Genomic DNA, 23,214 nt, shown 5'->3' with positions numbered 1-23,214 from the left:
ATAAACCCCTTTAAAAAGTTACATGTCCTAATTATATAATAAAAAATCATTATACGCTCAAAAACAAAAAAGTTCCGTGAATTTTAAACTTCACGAAACAATTGATAGTTATTTTATAAGTCTGTAAATTGCGTCTGCATAAATGGCAGTTGCCTTTAATAATTTATCTAAATTGATGTACTCATTTGCTTGATGCATAACATTCTCATCACCAGGGAACATTGCACCAAAGGCAACACCATTTTTCAAAATACGTCCATAAGTTCCACCACCAACAGTGAAGGGCTCTGATTTTGTGTCGTCAGTGTGAGATTGATAGGCAGCCATTAATGATTGTACTAATGGATCATTAGCATCCACAAAGTGTGGCAATTGATTATGTCCATCTATCTTTGCTGTGACTTCTGAAGGAAGTGATGCATTAATTTTTTCTGTAAGTGTATCTCCAGTGTCACCCTTTGGATAACGGATGTTTAATAGGATGCTTGCATTATCAGCATCAAATTTCAAAATGTCAGGTGAAATTGTTAAATCACCCATAACATCATCATGATTGTTGATTGATAATGATTTTCCATAATGGTCTAAGAAAAGTTTGTCTGAAATAAATTCAAAATAAGTTTTCTCAGCGTTATTTAATTCTAGAGTTGAAATGAACTTAGCTAAGTACGTCGCGGCATTCACACCATTGTATGGTTCCATAGCGTGTGAGCCTTTTCCAACGACTTTAATTGAATACTTGTTGGAATTCATTGAAATCTCACCTGTAATGTCAGGATTGTCTTTCAAGAAATCATTGAATAAGTTATTTAAATTATCAGCTGACTCGATTACAGCAGTTGCATGTTGAGGAACCATGTTAGCGCGTAAGCCACTGTCAAATTCTTTCACAATTCCGTTGGCTGATTTCGGAAATTGGATGTCGAACGAAACAATACCTTTTTCACCATTGATAACCGGAAATTCAGCATCAGGAGAAAATCCAGTCTCGGGCATAGTTTCTTTTTCCATATAATGATTCATACCGACCCATTCGCTCTCTTCGTCGGTACCAAGAATCATGTGCACTGATTTACTAACTGGAAGTTTGAGTTCTTTGATGATTTTTAAAGCGTAGTATGCGGCGATTGCGGGTCCTTTGTCGTCTGATGTACCACGGGCGTATAAGTTTCTACCTTTAACAGTTGGTTCAAAAGCGTCAGTTTCCCAACCTGGACCTTCAGGAACTACATCGACATGGGCAAGTATTGCGATTGGATCATCACTTTCACCTAGCTCAATTCTTCCTGCTAAATTATCAACGTTCTTATTTTTAAAATTGTCACGTTCTGCGAAATGTAAAAATGTTTGTAGTGCCTTTGCTGGACCGGGTCCGAGTGGATAATCATTTGTTTTGTGTTCAACATCCCTTGAACTGTCGATGCTAAGTAATTCAGATAAATCATTTAAGAGCTCATCTGATCGATGTGCTACTTCTTTTTCCCAATCTATTGACATAATACTAACCTCCGAATGGAATTTCGTTTATTTTACCAAAGCAGTAAATGTATTGCTAATTATTCTAAATTTTATTCATCGAATTATTGTCTGATTTTGAATTTCTGACAAAGGGCAGATGATTAAACTGATTGAACAAATCTGTATGAATAAATTTTTCTTTGTTATTGCGTTTGATGTAATAAAAGTTTTGTAGCAGGTCAACATTTTGAAAACGCTGGTTGCTTGGTAAATCAAGATAGCTCTTTTTGCTATTATTGCCAAATGTTGGATCTGGATTAAGTTGAATTAATACATACTTAGCATTAATCCATCCTTCGTTAACCTTTAACCAAGTTTCAGAACCGAATTTTTGAATATTTTCTATTTTCTCGGACTTATTGGTAGGCATTCTACCGATAATACTGTCTGAATCTTGTGGATCACGATAAATAAAATTGTCTGGTTGCTGTCCGCGGTAGATTACACTTGCGCCAAAATATGGTCTTAATTGAGCAAGTTCAGCGTCAGAGTTAAATCCGTCAGCATTAGCAAAAGCGTTTTCACCCAACTGAACGTACCGCTTACCTTGGAAATTAATGATGTTGGTTACGTGGTATCCATCTAGAGGATTAACGTGTTTTTTTGTTTTGATAAGTTTATAGGGGTTCTCATAAATAGGGAGTTCTTTCAAACCAAAGTAGTAAGTATTTTGATCGTAATTGGTTTCTTTTGATTCGTTCTTCAAATTACGATATTCATTCCCAGTAGCAGGGAAGTTAGTCACAACACCATCTATTGGCATGTTAACCAAAGTATTCCACTTGCTGGGACTTTCGTTCATCTCATCCCAAACGTAAATTGACTTGTGCATGTAATGCATGTCGTTAATAATATCTGGAGTGACAATATTTGATGAAAGGTTGACACCAGTCACATATGAAAGTACGTCAAAATTTACTCGTTTGATGGTCCCCGCAATGAAAATCCGAGGGACACTAGGCATTAGTTCAGAAAGCTTTTTCAAGCTTTCGGCGGAGAAGGAATGGAACATTATGCGATCTTGCATGTGGTACTTTTCAATGCTAGCTTGCATCAGTTCTTCCATATTCTTAGGACTGCCTTTTTTCGTTTTCTTTGTTTCCAAAAGAAACTTAGCGTTAGGATTATCTTTGTAGTGAGCAAAGAGTTCGTCTAAACTATGTACAGGTTCTCCGTTTTTTTGATGTAAGCTACTTAGATAGGAAAAGTTTTGTTGAGAAACAATTGCAGGGACACCTGTGATTCGCTCAAGGTTACGATCATGTGAGATTACCAACACGTTATCCTTAGAAACATGTAAGTCCAGCTCAACGTAATCTGCTCCTTCGTTAAAAGCCGTATCAAAACTTTGGAACGTTTCTTCTGGAGCTTTTACTGGATCACCACGGTGTCCAATGACTGAGAAACCACTTGAAAAGATGAATATAATAAAAGCAAGTGCAATTTTTATAGAAATAAATTTTTTTGAATACATAAAAAGCTCCTAAATTAAATAAATGCTATAAACTTAATAATATAACTTACCGAGGTGGATTGAGAATGGATAATGAACAATCATTAAATTTGATCGAACAAATTACAAGAAACGATGGTACAACTTATTATGAGATTGCCAATGTTTTGATGAATGGGCGTGCTGAAAAAGCCGCCGAACTTGGCATGATTAAAGAAGTACGAATCTTGAAGCTAAATATCCCACATTCACATGCGGTTGGAATATATGAAGACTATGTTAACAAGAATTATACAGTTCCACCAATGGAGTTAAAAGAATGGGTTGAATATGAGAAGCCTGAGGGCCCCATTCGAGATGCATTTGAGGATATTTTGAAAGCTAACAAAATTATTTCGAAAGAAGATTAATCGGGGAAAATGAATTACTTTATATCAGATACACACTTCTACCACTATCAACTTTTAGAGCCAAATGATTTTGCACCACGACATTTTAAAGATGGGGATGCTATGAACCAAGCTATGATTGACGCTTGGAATGCGCGAGTTGATGATAATGATACAATTTATCACTTAGGTGACATCTCAATGCGTCCACAAGATACACCAACAGATGAAGAAACGTATGATATGTTAAAACAATTGAAGGGTCACATGATTTTGATTAAAGGTAATCATGATTACCGTTCGTTGTTTAAATATCTTGAAAAGAAAAATGAAATTATGTCAGATGGCATTCCACGTTTCCGATTTGAGGACGTCGGAGCGTTATTAAAGTTTGATCACATGCAATTTTATTGTACGCATTATCCTATGTTATTAGGAAGAGTTCAACAGATTCTGAATTTGCACGGCCATATTCACCATTATAGCGTGCCGGTTCCAGAGAATATAAACGTTGGTGTAGACGCCCCTGAACGTGAATACTTAAGTGAAGATTTGCCATGGGGTTCACCATTACGTGGAGAAGAAATTATTGAAATGTATGAAAAAAAGAAAGTTGACTTAGCAAATCAACAAAGAGGGTAGGGATTTCGTGGAAACTATAAAAATTGTCCATACGAATGATTTACATTCACATTTTGAAAATTTTCCAAAATTATCTCGTTTTATTAAGAAGTCGCGAAAGAATTCAACAGCCGACGAGTTTTTCTTGTTTGATATTGGGGATGCCGAAGATCGTGCTCATCCTCTGACAGAGGCAACCGACGGTCAAGCAAATATTAAGTGGATGAATGAGCAACACTATGATGCTGCCACAATTGGAAACAATGAGGGCTTAGGTAATAGTCACGACCAACTTAATCACCTGTATGACAAAGCTAATTTTCCAGTGATATTGGGAAACTTGTACGAGAAAGATGGAAAACTAGCTGAATTTGCGGACGAATACAAACAAATAACTACTAAGAAGGGCACCAAGATTGGTATTATAGGTTTCACGGCACCATATATTTTGACATACCCGCTAATGCACTGGGATATCCGCTTGATTCAAAATGAATTGCCAAAAGTTTTACAGAAGATGAAAGACTTACAATCTGATGTAATTATTTTATTATCACATTTGGGTGTCTCCATGGATCGTTTAATAGCTAAGCAATATCCAGAAATTGACGTCATTCTTGGTGCGCACACCCATCATCTTTTTCCAAAAGGTGAAATGGATAATGGAGTGCTGTTGACTGCCGCTGGAAAGTGGGGTCAAAATATTGGTACGATTGATTTGAAACTTGATGACAATGGAAAGGTTGTTGAGAAGTCTGCCTATACAACGGCTACTGCCGATTTGAAGGAAAAGAAAAAAGATCAGAAGTGGATTGCTGGTCAATTAAATACCGGTAATGAAATTTTGGAGGCTGAAAAGGTAGCCAAAATTCCAAACACACTCAGTACTAATTTAGAATCGGAACATCCATTCATTCAAGAAGCTTTGAAAGCAACTCAGGAATATGCAGGAGCAGATGCCGCTGTATTAAGTTCCGGACTATTTTTGCATGATTTGCCAAAAGGTGAAGTTACTGAAAAAGATTTACACGAAGCTTTGCCACACGCAATTCACGTCATGAAAACCACTTTATCTGGAGATAATGTTTGGCGTTTAGTCATGGAAATGGAAAAAAATCGTGCCTTCTTACGTCGACATTTACAAAAAGGAATGGGATTTCGTGGTAAAATATTTGGCGAACTAGTTTACCGTGGCATAACAGTCGACGGTAAAAGAAATGTTTACATTAATGGAGATCAATTAGAAATGGACAAACAATATAAGATTGCGCTATTGGATCACTATTTGTTTGTACCATTTTTCCCAACAATTGAAATTGTTGGGGATAATCAAATAATGTATCCCAAATTCATCAGAAATGTTTTTGGAGATTATTTAAGAAAGAAATATCCAATTTGAGGTGATCACTTGGAGGAAACAGAAGCAAAAGTCACCAAACAAGCAGATGTAATTATGCTTGAAGATGACTTAGTTGTTATTAACGATACTAAATATAAATTGATTGAAAACCACGATGGTGGTTTTGATAAAGATAAAATAGAAGAAAGATATAATAATGTTCTCGACAAATATGACTACATAGTCGGAGACTGGGGATATGATCAGTTACGTTTTAAGGGATTCTTTATCGATAAGCGAATTGAGAGTAATCTTGATAACAAAATTTCACATCTTGAAGACTATTTGATTGAATACTGTAACTTTGGATGTGCTTATTTCATACTCGAAAGAGTTGATAAGTTGCCGATGACTAAGCCAAAGCGCCATCACCAACAACCAAAGACTGCACGAAATAATCAACATTCTAACAATTCGAATGGTAAAAATCATCGTCCTACTAATAATCATGCCAATTCACACAAAAAGAATAATCATGGAAAAAAGGATGAAAAGGCAAAGCCTCATATTCGCAAACGTAAAACAGAAACTGCGAAGACTACTAACAAGTCAACAAATAATAGAAAACCAAGAAACCCTCGTGCAAAGAGTAACAGTACAAAGTCTGGAGCACGTACCTTTAAAATTAGAAAAATAGATAAGTGAGAGAATAATGACTAATTACCAAACCTACTTAATTGACCTTGATGGAACTATGTATCGAGGAAAAGAAAAAATCCCTGAAGCTCAAGACTTTGTTAACCGCCTGAATGCGAAGAATATTCAATATTATTTTTTAACTAATAATTCAACTAAGACTCCACAACAAGTCGCAGATAATCTAATGAACAATCATCAAATCACTGCGACCGCAGATCAAGTCATTACACCTTCACTTGCGACTGCAGGATATGTTGAAAATATGTTTGAAGATGATGTTTCCAATCACAGTGCATATGTAATTGGTGAGTTTGGATTGAAATCAGCTATTTTTGGAACTGGTATTAAATTGGATGAAGTAAATCCAGATGTCGTAATTGTTGGTCTAGATTATGATGTTACTTATCATAAATTTGAAATGGCTACTTTGGCCATTAAGCGCGGTGCATTCTTTATAGGAACAAATGCAGATACTAATTTGCCAAATGAGCGTGGATTAGTTCCAGGTGCGGGTTCAGTAATTTCTTTAGTGGAGACTGCTGTCCAGCATAAAGCCAAGTACATTGGAAAACCAGAAGCTGATATCGTCGATTTTGCTGCTGATATGAAGGGCTTTGATCCAAAATCAGCAATAATGGTCGGAGACAATTACAACACTGATATCAAATGTGCGTTAAATGCTGGGCTAGATAGTCTATTGGTTTACACAGGTGTAAGTACGCATGCTGACATCGATAAAGAGACGAGAAAACCCACTTATCAAGTTGAAAGTTTGACTGATTGGGATGTCTAATAGTCAAAAGGATGCATTTTATACATTTGTCTTGGCACTATTTATCTTCACTTTTTCCATAACAGTTACAATTATTGCAAGCTACGCAATTTTTAAGTTTGATATCCACCACTATTTTCTCGATCAAGAGGCCAATATGGGTGCCAGTAAACTGATGCATAATTATAATCAGATGATGAACTATTTACTGAATCCATTTAGTGGTGATTTTCATTTAGATGATTTTCGTTCATCTGTAAATGGTCGTGCACACTTTTCAGATTGTAAAAACTTGTTCATGTTAAATTTCACCGTTTTCATATTGTCTGGAATTTATGTGTTTTTCAGACGAAAGAGACGTGCGCATTTCAATAAAACTTTTCTATACATCACAATCTTTGGAATAGTTTTAGTTGCATTAATGGCAATTGATTTTGATGGATTCTTTGTAGTATTCCACAAAATTCTATTTAGAAACAACGATTGGTTATTTGATCCATCACTTGATCCAATTATCGATGTATTACCGGATGAGTTCTTCGTTCAATGTTTCGCACTGTTCTTCTTACTATTTGAAGGATTAAGCTTTTACAAATTTAAGCAAAAAAAATAAGATTGTCACTGGATCAAAATCCATTGGCAATCTTATTTTTTTATTCTACTGATTTCTTTTTGCGATTACGAAGTGCCGTTACTAAAATTGGAATAAGTGAAACAATAACGATTCCAATAATAATCATTGAGAAATGTTCTTGTACAGCTGGTATGTTACCAAATAAAAATCCAGCTAGTGAACACAAGAGCACCCAGAGGAATCCTCCAAGTAGATTGAACTTAAGAAATCTTCCATAATGCATCGTACCTGATCCGGCAACGAATGGAACGAAAGTTCTAATTAGTGGGATGAAACGTCCAATGGCGATAGTTTTACCACCATGTTTCTGGAAGAATGCATGAGCTTCATCTAAATGCTCTTTATTTATTAGTTTGCTGAGATATTTGTTCTGCGTCGCGAATTCACCGAAATGTTCTCCAATTTCGTAGTTAAGTGAATCACCCAGAACGGCTGCGACCAAGAATACGAAGAACAATATCCAAGGCGAAAGGCCGTAGCTAGGATTTGCAGCTAATGCCATAGCGGCGAATATTAGCGAGTCACCAGGAAGGAAAGGCAATATAACAACCCCGGTTTCGATAAATATTATTAGGAACAATATAAGATATGTCCAAAGACCGAAGTTATTCACAATATTCACCATATGGTGATCAATATGCAGAATAAAATCAACCAGACCCATTACGTAGCTCAATCAATCAACTCCATTTTTTCAAATTAATCTTAATTATAACAGGTTACCTTAAAATAACTTTAAATCCAGGTCTATTTTTGAAAGAATTTAATTAAACAGTGACGTACTGTGCTGGAAGTAGTCTTTATCAGGATAAATATTTCTTAGTGCACGGGTAACCGCCATCGGACCCTCAGAAAATGCAGTTGCCATTAATTGAAGCTTTCCAGGATAAGTAGAAATGTCTCCAATAGCGAATACATTAGGAAGATTAGTTTCCATTTGTTGATCAACTTTGATAAATGGACCTTCAAGATCCAGATTCCAGTCCCTTAAGATCTTAGAATCGGAAATGAAACCGTAGTTGACCAAAAGTTTATCCACCGTAATGGTTTTTTCGTCGTCAGACTTAATTTTCTTCAATAGTATATCTATCTTACTATGAACATCGGAATTAAAAGTCACATCTTTGATAATATAAGGGCTTAGTTGCTCAACTGTGGAAGCATTCAAATTTTCAACACTAGATTCCATGGCACGATATTTATTACGACGGTGTATTAATGAAGTGCTAGAAGATAACTGATTTAAATTAATGGCCCAGTCAACGGCAGCATCTCCACCACCAGCAACGGCTACATCTTTATTCTTAAATTCTTCCATGTCATTAACAAAGTAAGAAAGATTGTTTTCTTCTATAGAAGGGTCATAATCAAATGTTAGCTTTCTTGGCTTGAATGCACCATTACCGATGGCGATGATAATTGCGTGAGTTTTGATTGTTTCCTTATTAGTAGACAGAATCCAAAGATCATCTTCACGTTTGATGTCTGTTACCGAAGTACTTAAGTATTGGTCGCAAGGAAAAGCGTTCATTTGTTCAGCTAGTTGATCTACTAGTTGTGCGCCAGAGATCTTTGGAAATCCGGCCACATCATAAATGTTCTTTTGCGCATATAATGTTTGCGGTTGACCACCTAAATTAGGTAAACTCTCTATGAGTGCAACATCTAATTTGCGGAGGGATGCATAGTAGGAAGCAAACATACCCGCGGGGCCTCCTCCAATAATTGAAATGTCGTAAATTTTGTTGTCCATATTATATGTCACCATTTTCTTTTGAATTAATATATAACATTGTGACACAAATAGTAGTAAAAGATAAAGGAGATAGCAATTGAAAATAGGAGATAAGCTTTCAGGAAAAGTTTCAGGTATTCAGCCATATGGAGTATTTGTTAGTCTGGATAATGGTATTCAAGGCTTAGTTCACATATCAGAATTAAAGAATGGATTTGTAACAGGTATTGCAGATGAGTACAAAATTGGAGACAAGGTAAAAGTAGTTGTAATGGATATTGATGAATATAACGGAAAGGTTAGTTTATCATTAAGGGCATTACAGAATCGAAAACTTGGTAGACCAATATTGCATAAGCACTTCTGGACCAACTACAAAAATGAGATAGGGTACAGTTCTATAGCTAAGGTTAAACAAAGTTGGGTTGACGATGCAATGGATCGAATAGGCTCTGGAAAATAAAATCATATTTTTTCAAAAAAAGGGTTGCATGCTTTTAACTGTATTGGTAAGATATTATTTGTTGTCACGAGAGAGCAATCACATCAAGCGTAGCAAGCCTTGGCGAGCTAAGCGGATGAAAAATTATTTTAAAAAGTTGTTGACATGAGGTTGATGATTCGATAAGATAATTAAGTTGCTTTAACGAGTAACGACAGCGAAAGATGAATTAATTCATCAGGAGCTTGAATAAATTATTTTAAAAAGATGTTGACATTGAGTTGATATCATGATAAAATAATTAAGTCGCTTGTTAAGAGCAAATGCGATTAACAAGAAGTAGACCTTTGAAAACTGAACAAAGTTTTAACGCTAATTGTGTAGGCCTTATTATATAAGGTCAAAGAAACAATTATAACGAAGTCAGTTCGTTAGTAATAATAATTAATAACAAATGAGTCACAAACAATCAAAATATGAGAGTTTGATCCTGGCTCAGGATGAACGCTGGCGGCGTGCCTAATACATGCAAGTCGAGCGAACTCTGGTAAATGAATGAAGGTGCTTGCACCTGAGTGATTTTACATTTGAGTGAGCGGCGGATGGGTGAGTAACACGTGGGTAACCTGCCCTAAAGTGGGGGATAACATCTGGAAACAGGTGCTAATACCGCATAACAACAATTTCCACATGGTTATTGTTTGAAAGATGGTTCTGCTATCGCTTTAGGATGGACCCGCGGCGTATTAGTTAGTTGGTGAGGTAACGGCTCACCAAGACGATGATACGTAGCCGACCTGAGAGGGTAATCGGCCACATTGGGACTGAGACACGGCCCAAACTCCTACGGGAGGCAGCAGTAGGGAATCTTCCACAATGGACGAAAGTCTGATGGAGCAACGCCGCGTGAGTGAAGAAGGTTTTCGGATCGTAAAACTCTGTTGTTGAAGAAGAACATGCGTGAGAGTAACTGTTCATGTATTGACGGTATTCAACCAGAAAGCCACGGCTAACTACGTGCCAGCAGCCGCGGTAATACGTAGGTGGCAAGCGTTATCCGGATTTATTGGGCGTAAAGCGAGTGCAGGCGGTTTATTAGGTCTGATGTGAAAGCCCTCGGCTCAACCGAGGAAGTGCATCGGAAACCGGTAAACTTGAGTGCAGAAGAGGAGAGTGGAACTCCATGTGTAGCGGTGGAATGCGTAGATATATGGAAGAACACCAGTGGCGAAGGCGGCTCTCTGGTCTGTAACTGACGCTGAGGCTCGAAAGCGTGGGTAGCAAACAGGATTAGATACCCTGGTAGTCCACGCCGTAAACGATGAGTGCTAAGTGTTGGAGGGTTTCCGCCCTTCAGTGCTGCAGCTAACGCATTAAGCACTCCGCCTGGGGAGTACGACCGCAAGGTTGAAACTCAAAGGAATTGACGGGGGCCCGCACAAGCGGTGGAGCATGTGGTTTAATTCGAAGCAACGCGAAGAACCTTACCAGGTCTTGACATATCTTGAAACACTAAGAGATTAGTTTTTCCCTTCGGGGACAAGAATACAGGTGGTGCATGGTTGTCGTCAGCTCGTGTCGTGAGATGTTGGGTTAAGTCCCGCAACGAGCGCAACCCTTATTATCAGTTGCCAGCATTAAGTTGGGCACTCTGGTGAGACTGCCGGTGACAAACCGGAGGAAGGTGGGGACGACGTCAAATCATCATGCCCCTTATGACCTGGGCTACACACGTGCTACAATGGTCGGTACAACGTGTTGCGAACTCGCGAGGGCAAGCAAATCACTTAAAACCGATCTCAGTTCGGATTGTAGGCTGCAACTCGCCTACATGAAGCTGGAATCGCTAGTAATCGCGGATCAGCATGCCGCGGTGAATACGTTCCCGGGCCTTGTACACACCGCCCGTCACACCATGAGAGTTTGTAACACCCAAAGCCGGTGGGGTAACCTTTTAGGAGCTAGCCGTCTAAGGTGGGACAAATGATTAGGGTGAAGTCGTAACAAGGTAGCCGTAGGAGAACCTGCGGCTGGATCACCTCCTTTCTAAGGATAGGTACTTAGGTACCACGGAATACACAAGTTAAAACTTTGTTTAGTTTTGAGAGGTCTACTCTCGATCAGGCTTATTGGGCCTATAGCTCAGCTGGTTTAGAGCGCACGCCTGATAAGCGTGAGGTCGATGGTTCAAGTCCATTTAGGCCCATAAAAGTAGAATATAATAAAGCACCACGGGGGTTTAGCTCAGCTGGGAGAGCACCTGCTTTGCAAGCAGGAGGTCATCGGTTCGATCCCGTTAACCTCCATAGTCGCTTTAGGGAAATACATAGTATGACTCTAGAGAGACACTCGTACCTTGAAAACTGGATATTAAGAAATAATGAATTAAAGAAACACCGAAAACTGCGGGCGGAAGCAATTCCGCCAAAAAAGAAATAAGAATTACCTTTGTAATTTAGGTTAAGTTATAAAGGGCGCACGGTGGATGCCTAGGCACTAGGAGCCGAAGAAGGACGTAACTAACGACGATACGCCACGGGGAGATGTAAGTAATCTATGATCCGTGGATTTCCGAATGGGGGAACCCAATCATCGTAATGGATGATTACTTAAAAGTGAATACATAGCTTTTAAGAGGAAGACGCAATGAACTGAAACATCTAAGTAGTTGCAGGAATATAAAGAAAAATCGATTCCCTGAGTAGCGGCGAGCGAAACGGGAACAGCCCAAACCAGAGAGCTTGCTCTTTGGGGTTGTAGGACAGTCGACATGAGAAAAAAGGAAAAGATAGCAGAATCAGTTGGAAAGCTGAGCCAAAGAGAGTGAAAGCCTCGTAAGCGAAATCGGATCCACTCTAGACTGTATCCTGAGTACGGCGGGACACGAGAAACCCCGTCGGAATCTGGGAGGACCATCTCCCAAGGCTAAATACTCCCTAGTGACCGATAGTGAACCAGTACCGTGAGGGAAAGGTGAAAAGAACCCCGGAAGGGGAGTGAAATAGATCCTGAAACCGTGTGCCTACAAGTAGTCAAAGCCCGTTAATGGGTGATGGCGTGCCTTTTGTAGAATGAACCGGCGAGTTACGTTTGCATGCAAGGTTAAGTAGAAGATACGGAGCCGTAGCGAAAGCGAGTCTGAATAGGGCGACTAAGTATGTAGATGTAGACCCGAAACCAAGTGACCTACCCATGTCCAGGTTGAAGATGCGGTAAAACGCATTGGAGGACCGAACCCATGTATGTTGAAAAATGCTGGGATGAGGTGTGGGTAGCGGTGAAATTCCAAACGAACTTGGAGATAGCTGGTTCTCTCCGAAATAGCTTTAGGGTTAGCCTCGGGGAAAAGGATCGTGGAGGTAGAGCACTGTTTGGACTAGGGGCCCGTCTTGGGTTACTGAATTCAGATAAACTCCGAATGCCATAGATCTATACCCGGGAGTCAGACGGTGAGTGATAAGATCCATCGTCGAAAGGGAAACAGCCCAGATCACCAGTTAAGGTCCCAAAATTCATGCTAAGTGGAAAAGGATGTGGAAATGCACAGACAACTAGGATGTTGGCTTAGAAGCAGCCATTCATTCAAAGAGTGCGTAATAGCTCACTAGTCGAGTGATTCTGCGCCGAAAATGTACCGGGGCTAAGCATGATACCGAAACTGTGGATGTATCGTAAGATACGTGGTAGGAGAGCGTTGTAAGAGCATTGAAGCTGTACCGTGAGGAGCAGTGGAGTTCTTAGAAGTGAGAATGCCGGTATGAGTAGCGAAAGATCAGTGAGAATCTGATCGGCCGAAAGACTAAGGTTTCCTGGGGAAGGCTCGTCCTCCCAGGGTTAGTCGGGACCTAAGATGAGACCGAGAGGTGTAATCGATGGAAAACAGGTTGAGATTCCTGTACTAGTTTATTTTGTTTGAACGATGGAAGGACGCAGGAGGATGATGTGTGCACACAGCTGGAAAAGTGTGTTCAAGCAACAAGTCTTGATACGAGTCAAATGCTTGTAACTATAAGGACAAGTTGTGATGAGGAGCGAAATTTAAGTAGCGAAGCACAGTAACTCACACTGCCGAGAAAAGTTTCTAGTTAGAAATAAACTACCCGTACCGCAAACCGACACAGGTAGTCGAGGAGAGAATCCTAAGGTCAGCGAGTGAACTCTCGTTAAGGAACTCGGCAAAATGACCCCGTAACTTCGGGAGAAGGGGTGCTGGTGCAACAGCCAGCCGCAGTGAATAGGCCCAAACAACTGTTTATCAAAAACACAGGTCTATGCTAAATCGTAAGATGACGTATATGGGCTGACGCCTGCCCGGTGCTGGAAGGTTAAGAGGATCAGTTAGCATTTATGCGAAGCTGAGAATTGAAGCCCCAGTAAACGGCGGCCGTAACTATAACGGTCCTAAGGTAGCGAAATTCCTTGTCGGGTAAGTTCCGACCCGCACGAAAGGCGTAATGATTTGGGCACTGTCTCAACGAGAGACTCGGTGAAATTATAATACCCGTGAAGATGCGGGTTACCCGCGACAGGACGGAAAGACCCCATGGAGCTTTACTGTAGCTTGATATTGAGTTTTTGTGTGACATGTACAGGATAGGTAGGAGCCGTAGAGATCGGAACGCTAGTTTCGATGGAGGCATTGGTGGGATACTACCCTTGTTATATGAAAACTCTAACCTACGCCGATAATCGCGGCGAGGGACAGTGTCTGGTGGGCAGTTTGACTGGGGCGGTCGCCTCCTAAAAAGTAACGGAGGCGCTCAAAGGTTCTCTCAGAATGGTTGGAAATCATTCGTAGAGTGTAAACGTATAAGAGAGCTTGACTGCGAGACTGACAAGTCGAGCAGGGACGAAAGTCGGAGTTAGTGATCCGGTGGTACCGAATGGAAGGGCCATCGCTCAACGGATAAAAGCTACCCTGGGGATAACAGGCTTATCTCCCCCAAGAGTTCACATCGACGGGGAGGTTTGGCACCTCGATGTCGGCTCATCGCATCCTGGGGCTGTAGTCGGTCCCAAGGGTTGGGCTGTTCGCCCATTAAAGCGGTACGCGAGCTGGGTTCAGAACGTCGTGAGACAGTTCGGTCCCTATCCGTCGCGGGCGTAGGAAATTTGAGAGGAGCTGTCCTTAGTACGAGAGGACCGGGATGGACATACCTCTGGTGTACCAGTTGTTCTGCCAAGAGCATCGCTGGGTAGCTACGTATGGACGGGATAAACGCTGAAAGCATCTAAGTGTGAAGCCCCCCTCAAGATGAGATTTCCCATTCCGTTAAGGAAGTAAGATCCGTTAAAGAATATGACGTAGATAGGCTGCGGGTGGAAGAGTAGTGATACTTGGAGCTGAGCAGTACTAATAGATCGAGGACTTAACCGCGTCACGTAGTTTGAAGTGTGAAGAATTCATTATGATTAATATCTAGTTTTGAAGGTACGAGGAAACGAAGTGTGGTGGCGATAGCAAGAAGGATACACCTGTTCCCATGCCGAACACAGAAGTTAAGCTTCTTAACGCCGAAAGTAGTTGGTGGGAAACTGCCCGCGAGGATAGGTAGTTGCCACGCTTTGTTTTTTAATATGGAGGATTAGCTCAGCTGGGAGAGCATCTGCCTTACAAGCAGGAGGTCACAGGTTCGATCCCTGTATCCTCCATCCATATTGAGTCGTTAGCTCAGTCGGTAGAGCATCTGACTTTTAATCAGAGGGTCGACAGTTCGAACCTGTCACGACTCATTTGCAACAAATACCCATGCGGGTGTGGCGGAATTGGCAGACGCGCTAGATTTAGGTTCTAGTGTCCTTTGGACATGAAGGTTCAAGTCCTTTCACCCGTATTGCAATCAATGGTGTTGCGAATGTTTTAAAACTTAATATATTGCATAATTATAACAATTATGCCGACTTAGCTCAGTTGGCAGAGCATCTGTCTTGTAAACAGGGGGTCGGAAGTTCGAATCTTCTAGTCGGCATTTTGCGGAAGTAGTTCAGTGGTAGAACATCACCTTGCCATGGTGGGGGTCGCGGGTTCGAATCCCGTCTTCCGCTTTCACTATAATTATGCCGGGGTGGCGGAACTGGCAGACGCACAGGACTTAAAATCCTGCGGTAAGTGATTACCGTACCGGTTCGATTCCGGTCCTCGGCATTATAGTGAATATGCACCCATAGCGCAATTGGATAGAGTGTCTGACTACGAATCAGAAGGTTGTAGGTTCGACTCCTACTGGGTGCATTAGTTTTATTCGGGAAGTGGCTCAGCTTGGTAGAGCACCTGGTTTGGGACCAGGGGGTCGCAGGTTCGAATCCTGTCTTCCCGATTGCAATCATTATTAGATTGCCAGTTTTTTGGCGGTGTAGCTCAGCTGGCTAGAGCGTCCGGTTCATACCCGGGAGGTCGGGGGTTCGATCCCCTCCGCCGCTATTTATTCCGGACCTTTAGCTCAGCTGGTTAGAGCAAACGGCTCATAACCGTTCGGTCGTAGGTTCGAATCCTACAAGGTCCATACAGGACTAAAGGTCTTGAAATACTTTTCTTATAATATTATCGCGGGATGGAGCAGTCTGGTAGCTCGTCGGGCTCATAACCCGAAGGTCGTAGGTTCAAATCCTGCTCCCGCAATTGTTTTTTATATTAATATGGTTCCTTGGTCTAGTTGGTTAGGACGCCTGCCTGTCACGCAGGAGATCGCGGGTTCGATTCCCGCAGGGACCGTAATTGGCTCGGTAGCTCAGTTGGTAGAGCAATGGATTGAAGCTCCATGTGTCGGCGGTTCGATTCCGTCCCGCGCCATGTACTGTAATGCGGGTGTAGTTTAGTGGTAAAACGACAGCCTTCCAAGCTGTAGTCGCGAGTCCGATTCTCGTCACCCGCTTTGCCACTTGTTATGGGCCTATAGCTCAGCTGGTTTAGAGCGCACGCCTGATAAGCGTGAGGTCGATGGTTCGAGTCCATTTAGGCCCACTAAATTTGGAGAAGTACTCAAGTGGCTGAAGAGGCGCCCCTGCTAAGGGTGTAGGTCGTTTACGCGGCGCGAGGGTTCAAATCCCTCCTTCTCCGTTTATATGACCCGTTGGTCAAGTGGTTAAGACACCGCCCTTTCACGGCGGTAACATGGGTTCAAATCCCGTACGGGTCATTGATACTTAGGTATCAATATTGGTCATATAGTTTTTAATTTTTAAGCATGGAGGATTACCCAAGTCCGGCTTAAGGGAACGGTCTTGAAAACCGTCAGGTCGTGAAAACGGCGCGTGGGTTCGAATCCCACATCCTCCTTACAAATTAAATAGTTTTTTATTATCGCGGGATGGAGCAGTCTGGTAGCTCGTTGGGCTCATAACCCAAAGGTCGTAGGTTCAAATCCTGCTCCCGCAATTGGTTTTAAATATTTGGTTCCTTGGTCTAGTTGGTTAGGACGCCTGCCTGTCACGCAGGAGATCGCGGGTTCGATTCCCGCAGGGACCGTTAATGGCTCGGTAGCTCAGTTGGTAGAGCAATGGATTGAAGCTCCATGTGTCGGCGGTTCGATTCCGTCCCGCGCCATTTTTGGAGGGGTAGCGAAGTCTGGCTAAACGCGGCGGACTGTAAATCCGCTCCTTCGGGTTCGGTGGTTCGAATCCACTCCCCTCCATAGATAGGGATATAGTTTAAAGGTAGAACTATGGTCTCCAAAACCATCAGTGTGGGTTCAATTCCTACTATCCCTGTTTCTACCTTTTTTATCATGGCGGTATTGGTGAAGTGGTTAACACATCGGTTTGTGGTACCGACACACGTGGGTTCGATTCCCACATACCGCCCTTTAGTGGGTTATAGCCAAGCGGTAAGGCAATGGACTTTGACTCCATCATGCGCTGGTTCGAATCCAGCTAACCCAATAGTTTCATAATTGAATATGGCGGTATAGCCAAGTGGTAAGGCAGAGGTCTGCAAAACCTTCATCACCGGTTCAAATCCGGTTACCGCCTTTGGCTTATGCCAAGTACTCAATCTATTGAAATGCCGGTGTGGCGGAATTGGCAGACGCGCGGGATTCAAAATCCCGTTCCTGTATAAGGAGTATCGGTTCGACCCCGATCACCGGTATAGAAACTTTAATCAAACCGACTGTAAAGTTAAAACAGTGAAGCCTGTAAATGTTGTTAAATCAATGTTTACAGGCTTTTTTTGATGATTCAAACTATATGAAAATACGATTAAAAAATGGCACATTGTTGGCACATTTTTACAAGTTGGCACATCATGTGCACACTCTGGCACACTATAAATCATTCATTAATCGTACAGTTCTATCTTCATTTTCCTTACGAGTATCCTGCAACAAATGTACATATGTTTTGATCGTGATAGCCGTACTTGAATGTCCTAAACGTTCAGATACATAATCCAAAGATATGCCTTTAGCAATCAAAATTGATGCATGTGTATGACGTAAGCCATGCATGGTTATTTTATTTTTAGTCTTTAATTTTCTTTCATAATTTATCAGTACCTTATTCGCAGCATTGTCACTTGGAATATTGTACCTATTATTGATAAATACAAAATTATGTTTATTTTTAAATCCTTGCTTGAGAAATAGGGAACGCTGTTGTAATTGTAGTTTTTTTAAGAATTTAATTAGTTCAGCATCCACGGGTATCGTTCTCATGGATTGCTTATTTTTCGTTGGACCAAATCCAGAACGAGTTTTATAATCATAAGTTTTATTGATCGTGATAGTTCTGTTCTCAAAGTCTATGCAGTCGTATGTCATGCCTATAATTTCGGCAAATCTCGCACCAGTTGAGATTGCAAACACGATAATGGCTGATGAGATGTCGTACACAGAAGCGCGCTCATACGCTAGTTTTTTGAGCTGTGAAGCTTCCTCTGTTTCCAAAAACTTTAAATCGGGGTCTTTATTTGCTCCACCAGATAGCACAGCATTTCTAGTAAAATCACGAGTAATAATTTTTTCGTCCAGAGCATCTTGCAGGGAAGCACGTATGTAACCATTGATCCGTGATGTTGAATCTTTAGTGTGTGTTGATCCATAGTTATCCAAAAATTGTTGATATTGTATCTTAGTTACTTTTTTGAGAGGAGTATTTCCAAACTTCTCTTTAATGAGCTTAGTGGCGTATTTATATTTTTCGTCTGTTGATGTGGAGAAACGTCCGATCTTATAAGTGTTAGACCATTGTTCAAAGTAATCTCCAAAGGTTGCAGTTTCTAAATCAGAGATACCATAGTTATATTTTTTATTTTCTATTTCAGCTGCAGCAGCAACTGCATCTGATTTACGTTTAAATCCTTTTTTATTTATCGAATGACGTTTACCATTCGAATCACGGTAATACACCCTATATCCATAGTTACCAGTTTTGCCAGTTATTTGTGTCATGGTAACACCTCCTAATTTTGGTAAAAATAAATAAGCCTAGTTATAGACTTAGTTTATTTTTGTGATTAATTACTTGAAATTGATAACTCCACCTTCACTGAGCATAGTATCGTCATTTTCATTTTGTTGTCCTGTGTTAATTGAATATGATTTCAAGTTAGAAATAGGTTTAGTAGTTATCAAAATGAATTTATCTGACTCTGAGTTATTAGGTTGAAGATCCTCATAGGAACAATCGTTAAAGCCAAACGTTGTGTCAGAAGAATCAGTATATTTTTGACCGTCTCCATCTACAAATGACATATCAGAATATCCTAATCCTAGCTTTTTATTGCCGACATTCTTTAGAGTGTAATGAACAGTTGTTCTGTAATAATGCTTTGGCAGTGTTTTATATCCATCAAAATTATATTCGGCATCAGTTTTACTGTTTTCACTCTTAGTTACTTTTTCTTGAGTTATCTTAGTGGTAGTTATTTTCATAACACCAACCGTGTTACCGGTTATACTCTTAGATTGAATAGTTTTTATATTACTATCCTTCTTTTTGGCAATAGTTTCAGTTTTCGATGAATTTGAGCTTGATGAGCTAGAGCTTCCACAAGCGGATAAAAGAGTAACAGAAGCTAATAGTGTCATTCCAAGTGCTAGTTTTTTCATAATTTCCTCCATAAATATATATTTAATCAGTATAAGTGTATCAGAAGGGATGTATTAAAAATCACATTACAACCATTTTTCTTTTGGCAATGTATTCATATCTCAATGGAATACAGAATTGCTGTAGAAACATAATATAGCTATTGAAGTGGATATCATAATCTTTACAATATTGTAGTAGTAAATCTATGGCTACTTTATTAGCAGCACTTTCAGCATTAATTTTCCCCACACCAGACTTGTCATACATATAGCAAGAATCGCCATTAAGCATATGACCAATCTCATGAGCTACCACCATTGGTAGTTCCTCTTGCTTGTACCAATTCGTATTAATAAACATCATGTTACGTTCTGGTATAGCTAAGGAAGGCCAATCAGAATCTATTCCATTAAGTAATTCGAATCCTATGTGATTATCTAGTGCGTAATTCAGTAAGTAAGTTGTAACATCACTCATATATTATTTTCCCCCATCTAAGATACGTCTAATCATTTCTAATTCCTCCGGTGGTATTTCTCTACCACCATAGCTCATGATGGTGTAGTCATCTTGCATAGCATCTTTAATATCTACTTTTTTAGATTTAGCGTTAATATCCGGATCATCCGTTTTACCCAATAGGTAGTCTACAGATACGTGTAAAACATTAGCAACCTTAGATAGGCTTTCAGTACTAGGCGTTTTAGTTTTCCAATGATATATGGAATTTGTGCCTAAGCCAGCTTTGTCATTTAGTTTTGTTAGGGAATACCCCTGTTCTTTTGAAACTTTTTTAATTCGTTCAAACGTTGTCATAACAATGTTCTCCGTAAGTTTGACGAATTTAATTAGCACAAATGCGTAAATACACTTGTAAAATTAGCATTTGTGCGCAATAATTAATTCATCAAGTAATTGAGCAACAAAAACAGACAACCACCGATACAATACTTTGGCGAGAATTGCGGTAGTAGTAGGTCTTTCATTGCTTATTTAGTATGTCTTCATATTAGCACCTGTGCTAATTAAGGTCAACAACTTGATGAACAAATAACAAAGAGGAGGTGAAAGATATGAATGATGAAGAATTTACTTTAGAAAGTTCCATATATGGAAGAGCATCAATGGAAATTGCTTTACAAAATGGAAACGAATTTATGGATCTAATAAAAAAAGCTCAGCAAGATTCTGCTGAACTTCAAAAAGATTTAGAAAGACTACAACATCTGAATCCTATTTTTAAAACTAAATAATTCCAACCGGACGCATAGTGCCGAGATAATCATAAAACTTGAAAACGGTTTTAGGCATATCAAGGAATTCAATATTTGTCACAAAAGGATCGATTGAAGGGTCGTCTAATGTTTTTACCAAATTGTTTAACTTCTCAAAGACAACTGGATAATTCGCGGAAACATCATTAAAACCAAACGGATCAAAACTTTCCTTAAAGGACCTATTCAGTTCTGGAAAGTTACTGCTGTTAATATTTTTAATCCAATCTGCAACAAAAAGTTTTCCTTTAGTTTCATTCACTGCTTTTGAGTTTTCTCGATTCTCAAAGCCTTCTGAACAAAAGACAATTTTTCTCTGATCGAATTCTATATCGGATTTGGAATTTTTCTGAATCCATGAAAGACCATATATAAAAATCTGAGACTGTTTCTCAGTTAATATCTTATCCATATTATTTCACCTCTAATATTTTGGGATAACTAAAGTATAACAACAGAAAGGAGATGTTTTTTTATGCCAGAAGAACAATTCGCAAAGGTAGCATATGACATTGAACGATCAATCAAAGTTGAATTATTGAATCGAGATATGACTCAAAAAGAATTAGCCGAACTAATTCATGCTAATCCACAACAATTGAATAGAGCTATTAAAGGCGACATGACACCCAAGTCACGTGAGTTACGTGAGCAAATTGAAAAAGTCCTCGGTATATAGGCAGTACGAATATAAAAAAAGGAGATGAATGAAATGAACAACTTAGTAATTATGAAAGATCAGCAAGCAGTGACTAGCAGTTTACAAGTTGCGGAAACGTTTGATAAAAGCCACAAGCATGTATTAAAGGCGATCGACAACTTAAAAGAGGGGGTGGCCGAAAATTGGGCAGACCTATTTTATGAAGATACATATATTCATCCTCAAAATAGACAACCATACCGCGTAATTTACATGAGCCGAGATGGTTTTACATTGCTAGCAATGGGATTCACAGGCAAGAAAGCTCTTAAATTCAAAATGCGATATATTGAAGCTTTTAACAAGATGGAGGATCAAATAAAAACTGGCGGTTTTAAAGTTCCGTCAACAATGGCCGAAGCTTTACGGTTAGCAGCCGACCAACAAGAACAGCTTGAACTAATGAAACCCAAAGCGATATTTGCAGATTCGGTAGCAACATCACATACCACTATCTTAGTTGGTGATCTTGCCAAAATCATCAAAGGAAATGGCGTTGATACAGGTGCAAGACGTTTATTCCAATGGATGAGAGATAACGGGTACTTAATCAAGCGTAAAGGCGCAGATTATAATTCTCCAACTCAAAAATCGATGGAAATGGGATTGTTCAAGATCAAGGAATCGAGCCACGTTAACGGTGATGGGGTAACTGTCGTTACTAAAACACCTAAGGTTACCGGTAAAGGACAACAATACTTCGTAAATAAATTTCTTGCAGATCAGCAGTTAAAAATCTTATAGACGTTTGATGAACAAATTAATGGATGGAGCAGGTGACCTATCAGTGAAAAGATACGATTTCATTTACTTTTATAAAAATTTTTTCAACCAATGGATACCGCTGAGCGTCGGTCATACTAACGACTTGTCTTTGGTTTTATGGAAGAAGGACAACGTAAAAGAAGACCTACAACGAGCGGGATGTAAGCCTTCAAAAAAAGTATTCATATATATAGACGGCCGGGTGTTTCTAGTTAGGGATTACCCATTTGATATAACAATGAGGTGAAAAAATCACATAGCTTAATTATAACAACAGAAAGGAGTACCCACATCTCAGAACAACAAGTGGTAAATTATTTTACTAATTTATCGAATTAAATTAAAAAAGAGCTTTTAGACAGAAATATGTCTCAAAGAGAATTAGCCACATCATTGAATCTTAATCCACAGTAAATGAACAGTGCCATTAAGGGTGGAATGACACCTAAAGACAAATTGATTAGAGCAGAGATTAAGAAGATTCTCGAAATTAAGGAGGGTTAAGCCATGCAAGAAATGACATTGAATGTTCCAGATGAATTATTAACCACATTGATTAAACAGCAAATCAATAAAAAGCAGACGGAGTTAACCGAAATCAACTGGGATACAAAGACTGCAGCAAAACGAACCGGAATTAAAGAAGATCGTGTAAAAGCCATCTTCCGTAATCAGAAGTGGAAACACGAGCTCGATGCTGAGAACGGTGGATCAGTCTTATACCCCTATCAAGGGCAGGGATACCAAATCAATCCAAAACGATTTACCGAGTTTTGCGATAAACATTGGTTTGAAATCATGAATTTAAATCCAAGGAAGCGATGAAGATGATAAGAATACCAAT

The 23,214-nt window shown here is 39.7% G+C and carries 20 protein-coding genes, 29 tRNA genes and 3 rRNA genes; 43 read left to right on the top strand and 9 right to left on the bottom strand.

Annotated features, from left to right (window positions below):
- Positions 1-108: 108 nt before the first annotated feature.
- Positions 109-1,497, bottom strand: a complete 1,389-nt coding sequence (gene pepV / locus ABM34_RS04735; RefSeq protein ID WP_048703825.1) for a dipeptidase PepV — start codon at positions 1,495-1,497, stop codon at positions 109-111.
- Positions 1,498-1,561: 64 nt separating this feature from the next.
- Positions 1,562-2,992, bottom strand: a complete 1,431-nt coding sequence (locus ABM34_RS04730) for a glycerophosphodiester phosphodiesterase (protein ID WP_048703823.1) — start codon at positions 2,990-2,992, stop codon at positions 1,562-1,564.
- 65 nt (positions 2,993-3,057) lie between these two features.
- Between ABM34_RS04730 and ABM34_RS04725 the strand changes: the two genes are divergently transcribed.
- From ABM34_RS04725 to ABM34_RS04700, 6 genes are read left to right on the top strand one after another with little or no spacing between them, the layout of a single operon-like run.
- Positions 3,058-3,381, top strand: a complete 324-nt coding sequence (locus ABM34_RS04725) for a hypothetical protein (protein ID WP_048703820.1) — start codon at positions 3,058-3,060, stop codon at positions 3,379-3,381.
- 9 nt (positions 3,382-3,390) lie between these two features.
- Positions 3,391-4,002: a metallophosphoesterase gene (locus tag ABM34_RS04720; RefSeq protein ID WP_048703819.1), complete on the top strand. Its 612-nt coding sequence runs from the start codon at positions 3,391-3,393 to the stop codon at positions 4,000-4,002.
- A 7-nt stretch (positions 4,003-4,009) separates the two neighbouring features.
- Positions 4,010-5,380 carry a bifunctional metallophosphatase/5'-nucleotidase gene (locus ABM34_RS04715; RefSeq protein WP_048703816.1) on the top strand — a complete coding sequence of 457 codons (1,371 nt, stop codon included), beginning with the start codon at positions 4,010-4,012 and terminating at the stop codon, positions 5,378-5,380.
- A gap of 9 nt (positions 5,381-5,389) precedes the next feature.
- Complete coding sequence (locus ABM34_RS04710; protein ID WP_048703813.1) at positions 5,390-6,025, top strand: YutD family protein; 636 nt, start codon at positions 5,390-5,392, stop codon at positions 6,023-6,025.
- 7 nt (positions 6,026-6,032) lie between these two features.
- On the top strand, positions 6,033-6,812 hold the full coding sequence (locus ABM34_RS04705) for a TIGR01457 family HAD-type hydrolase (protein WP_048703811.1): 780 nt from the start codon (positions 6,033-6,035) through the stop codon (positions 6,810-6,812).
- A complete protein-coding gene (locus tag ABM34_RS04700; RefSeq protein WP_048703809.1) occupies positions 6,805-7,404 on the top strand; it encodes a TIGR01906 family membrane protein in 600 nt (199 codons plus the stop codon). Before ABM34_RS04705 ends, ABM34_RS04700 begins: the two co-directional genes overlap by 8 nt.
- Positions 7,405-7,444: 40 nt before the next feature.
- Here ABM34_RS04700 and ABM34_RS04695 read toward each other — a convergent pair whose 3' ends face one another.
- Both ABM34_RS04695 and ABM34_RS04690 read right to left on the bottom strand, forming a co-directional pair.
- Positions 7,445-8,089 carry a DedA family protein gene (locus ABM34_RS04695; RefSeq protein WP_048706365.1) on the bottom strand — a complete coding sequence of 215 codons (645 nt, stop codon included), beginning with the start codon at positions 8,087-8,089 and terminating at the stop codon, positions 7,445-7,447.
- A gap of 99 nt (positions 8,090-8,188) precedes the next feature.
- On the bottom strand, positions 8,189-9,178 hold the full coding sequence (locus ABM34_RS04690; protein ID WP_048703806.1) for an NAD(P)/FAD-dependent oxidoreductase: 990 nt from the start codon (positions 9,176-9,178) through the stop codon (positions 8,189-8,191).
- Between the two features lie 79 nt (positions 9,179-9,257).
- Between ABM34_RS04690 and ABM34_RS04685 the strand changes: the two genes are divergently transcribed.
- The 33 genes from ABM34_RS04685 (at position 9,258) to ABM34_RS04525 (ending at position 17,688) form a co-directional block, all read left to right on the top strand.
- The gene (locus tag ABM34_RS04685) at positions 9,258-9,623 is read left to right on the top strand and encodes a CvfD/Ygs/GSP13 family RNA-binding post-transcriptional regulator (protein ID WP_048703803.1); all 366 of its coding nucleotides are present in this window, start codon (positions 9,258-9,260) and stop codon (positions 9,621-9,623) included.
- 451 nt (positions 9,624-10,074) lie between these two features.
- Positions 10,075-11,648 (top strand): 16S ribosomal RNA (locus ABM34_RS04680).
- An 85-nt stretch (positions 11,649-11,733) separates the two neighbouring features.
- Positions 11,734-11,808 (top strand) — tRNA-Ile (locus ABM34_RS04675).
- 27 nt (positions 11,809-11,835) lie between these two features.
- Positions 11,836-11,908, top strand: a tRNA-Ala gene (locus ABM34_RS04670).
- Between the two features lie 152 nt (positions 11,909-12,060).
- Positions 12,061-14,979, top strand: a 23S ribosomal RNA gene (locus ABM34_RS04665).
- 70 nt (positions 14,980-15,049) lie between these two features.
- Positions 15,050-15,166: ribosomal RNA gene (gene rrf / locus ABM34_RS04660) — 5S ribosomal RNA — on the top strand.
- Together the 16S, 23S and 5S rRNA genes with 29 tRNA genes alongside form the textbook arrangement of a ribosomal RNA operon.
- A gap of 15 nt (positions 15,167-15,181) precedes the next feature.
- A tRNA-Val gene (locus ABM34_RS04655) sits at positions 15,182-15,254 on the top strand.
- 8 nt (positions 15,255-15,262) lie between these two features.
- A tRNA-Lys gene (locus ABM34_RS04650) sits at positions 15,263-15,335 on the top strand.
- Positions 15,336-15,353: 18 nt separating this feature from the next.
- Positions 15,354-15,436 (top strand) — tRNA-Leu (locus ABM34_RS04645).
- Positions 15,437-15,498: 62 nt separating this feature from the next.
- Positions 15,499-15,571: transfer RNA gene (locus ABM34_RS04640), tRNA-Thr, on the top strand.
- 4 nt (positions 15,572-15,575) lie between these two features.
- Positions 15,576-15,647 (top strand) — tRNA-Gly (locus ABM34_RS04635).
- A 14-nt stretch (positions 15,648-15,661) separates the two neighbouring features.
- A tRNA-Leu gene (locus ABM34_RS04630) sits at positions 15,662-15,747 on the top strand.
- Positions 15,748-15,760: 13 nt separating this feature from the next.
- Positions 15,761-15,834: transfer RNA gene (locus ABM34_RS04625), tRNA-Arg, on the top strand.
- Positions 15,835-15,845: 11 nt separating this feature from the next.
- Positions 15,846-15,919: transfer RNA gene (locus ABM34_RS04620), tRNA-Pro, on the top strand.
- A gap of 30 nt (positions 15,920-15,949) precedes the next feature.
- Positions 15,950-16,023, top strand: a tRNA-Met gene (locus ABM34_RS04615).
- 8 nt (positions 16,024-16,031) lie between these two features.
- Positions 16,032-16,105 (top strand) — tRNA-Ile (locus tag ABM34_RS04610).
- Positions 16,106-16,147: 42 nt separating this feature from the next.
- Positions 16,148-16,221: transfer RNA gene (locus ABM34_RS04605), tRNA-Met, on the top strand.
- 19 nt (positions 16,222-16,240) lie between these two features.
- Positions 16,241-16,314: transfer RNA gene (locus tag ABM34_RS04600), tRNA-Asp, on the top strand.
- Positions 16,315-16,319: 5 nt separating this feature from the next.
- Positions 16,320-16,392, top strand: a tRNA-Phe gene (locus ABM34_RS04595).
- 11 nt (positions 16,393-16,403) lie between these two features.
- Positions 16,404-16,474 (top strand) — tRNA-Gly (locus ABM34_RS04590).
- A 14-nt stretch (positions 16,475-16,488) separates the two neighbouring features.
- Positions 16,489-16,563 (top strand) — tRNA-Ile (locus ABM34_RS04585).
- 8 nt (positions 16,564-16,571) lie between these two features.
- Positions 16,572-16,659, top strand: a tRNA-Ser gene (locus ABM34_RS04580).
- Positions 16,660-16,666: 7 nt separating this feature from the next.
- Positions 16,667-16,738, top strand: a tRNA-Glu gene (locus tag ABM34_RS04575).
- Positions 16,739-16,788: 50 nt separating this feature from the next.
- A tRNA-Ser gene (locus tag ABM34_RS04570) sits at positions 16,789-16,878 on the top strand.
- A 25-nt stretch (positions 16,879-16,903) separates the two neighbouring features.
- Positions 16,904-16,977: transfer RNA gene (locus ABM34_RS04565), tRNA-Met, on the top strand.
- A 16-nt stretch (positions 16,978-16,993) separates the two neighbouring features.
- Positions 16,994-17,067: transfer RNA gene (locus tag ABM34_RS04560), tRNA-Asp, on the top strand.
- Between the two features lie 5 nt (positions 17,068-17,072).
- A tRNA-Phe gene (locus ABM34_RS04555) sits at positions 17,073-17,145 on the top strand.
- Between the two features lie 5 nt (positions 17,146-17,150).
- Positions 17,151-17,233 (top strand) — tRNA-Tyr (locus ABM34_RS04550).
- A 5-nt stretch (positions 17,234-17,238) separates the two neighbouring features.
- Positions 17,239-17,309: transfer RNA gene (locus tag ABM34_RS04545), tRNA-Trp, on the top strand.
- 20 nt (positions 17,310-17,329) lie between these two features.
- A tRNA-His gene (locus ABM34_RS04540) sits at positions 17,330-17,402 on the top strand.
- Positions 17,403-17,408: 6 nt separating this feature from the next.
- Positions 17,409-17,480 (top strand) — tRNA-Gln (locus ABM34_RS04535).
- Between the two features lie 19 nt (positions 17,481-17,499).
- A tRNA-Cys gene (locus tag ABM34_RS04530) sits at positions 17,500-17,570 on the top strand.
- Positions 17,571-17,603: 33 nt separating this feature from the next.
- Positions 17,604-17,688 (top strand) — tRNA-Leu (locus tag ABM34_RS04525).
- A gap of 175 nt (positions 17,689-17,863) precedes the next feature.
- Here ABM34_RS04525 and ABM34_RS04520 read toward each other — a convergent pair.
- The 4 genes from ABM34_RS04520 to ABM34_RS04505 form a co-directional block, all read right to left on the bottom strand.
- Positions 17,864-18,988 (bottom strand): tyrosine-type recombinase/integrase, encoded by a 1,125-nt coding sequence (locus ABM34_RS04520; RefSeq protein WP_048703800.1) that lies wholly within the window; start codon positions 18,986-18,988, stop codon positions 17,864-17,866.
- Positions 18,989-19,057: 69 nt separating this feature from the next.
- Positions 19,058-19,648, bottom strand: coding sequence for a hypothetical protein (locus ABM34_RS04515; RefSeq protein ID WP_048703797.1), 591 nt, complete (start codon positions 19,646-19,648; stop codon positions 19,058-19,060).
- Positions 19,649-19,709: 61 nt separating this feature from the next.
- Positions 19,710-20,108 (bottom strand): M48 family metalloprotease, encoded by a 399-nt coding sequence (locus ABM34_RS04510; RefSeq protein ID WP_048703794.1) that lies wholly within the window; start codon positions 20,106-20,108, stop codon positions 19,710-19,712.
- Between the two features lie 3 nt (positions 20,109-20,111).
- Complete coding sequence (locus ABM34_RS04505) at positions 20,112-20,447, bottom strand: helix-turn-helix domain-containing protein (RefSeq protein ID WP_048702598.1); 336 nt, start codon at positions 20,445-20,447, stop codon at positions 20,112-20,114.
- A 257-nt stretch (positions 20,448-20,704) separates the two neighbouring features.
- Here ABM34_RS04505 and ABM34_RS04500 point away from each other — a divergent pair, with 257 nt between their 5' ends.
- Complete coding sequence (locus tag ABM34_RS04500; RefSeq protein ID WP_048702599.1) at positions 20,705-20,884, top strand: hypothetical protein; 180 nt, start codon at positions 20,705-20,707, stop codon at positions 20,882-20,884.
- On the opposite strand, the gene ABM34_RS04495 is transcribed toward ABM34_RS04500, so the two are convergent.
- On the bottom strand, positions 20,877-21,317 hold the full coding sequence (locus tag ABM34_RS04495; protein ID WP_048702600.1) for a hypothetical protein: 441 nt from the start codon (positions 21,315-21,317) through the stop codon (positions 20,877-20,879). The genes ABM34_RS04500 and ABM34_RS04495 overlap by 8 nt on opposite strands.
- Before the next feature lie 63 nt (positions 21,318-21,380).
- Here ABM34_RS04495 and ABM34_RS04490 point away from each other — a divergent pair, with 63 nt between their 5' ends.
- The 3 genes from ABM34_RS04490 to ABM34_RS04475 all read left to right on the top strand — a co-directional run bounded on the left by ABM34_RS04490 (position 21,381) and on the right by ABM34_RS04475 (position 23,195).
- Positions 21,381-21,584, top strand: a complete 204-nt coding sequence (locus tag ABM34_RS04490; RefSeq protein WP_048702601.1) for a helix-turn-helix domain-containing protein — start codon at positions 21,381-21,383, stop codon at positions 21,582-21,584.
- Between the two features lie 33 nt (positions 21,585-21,617).
- Entirely contained in the window at positions 21,618-22,349 is a 732-nt protein-coding gene (locus tag ABM34_RS04485) for a phage antirepressor KilAC domain-containing protein (RefSeq protein WP_048702602.1), read from the top strand.
- Positions 22,350-22,877: 528 nt separating this feature from the next.
- Positions 22,878-23,195, top strand: a complete 318-nt coding sequence (locus ABM34_RS04475) for a DUF771 domain-containing protein (protein WP_048703788.1) — start codon at positions 22,878-22,880, stop codon at positions 23,193-23,195.
- Positions 23,196-23,214 lie beyond the last annotated feature (19 nt).

This window comes from Companilactobacillus ginsenosidimutans, from assembly GCF_001050475.1.
Lineage (GTDB): Bacteria > Bacillota > Bacilli > Lactobacillales > Lactobacillaceae > Companilactobacillus > Companilactobacillus ginsenosidimutans.
The sequence above is the reverse complement of the archived record's forward strand: the minus strand, read 5'-3'. Positions and strand labels throughout refer to the sequence as shown.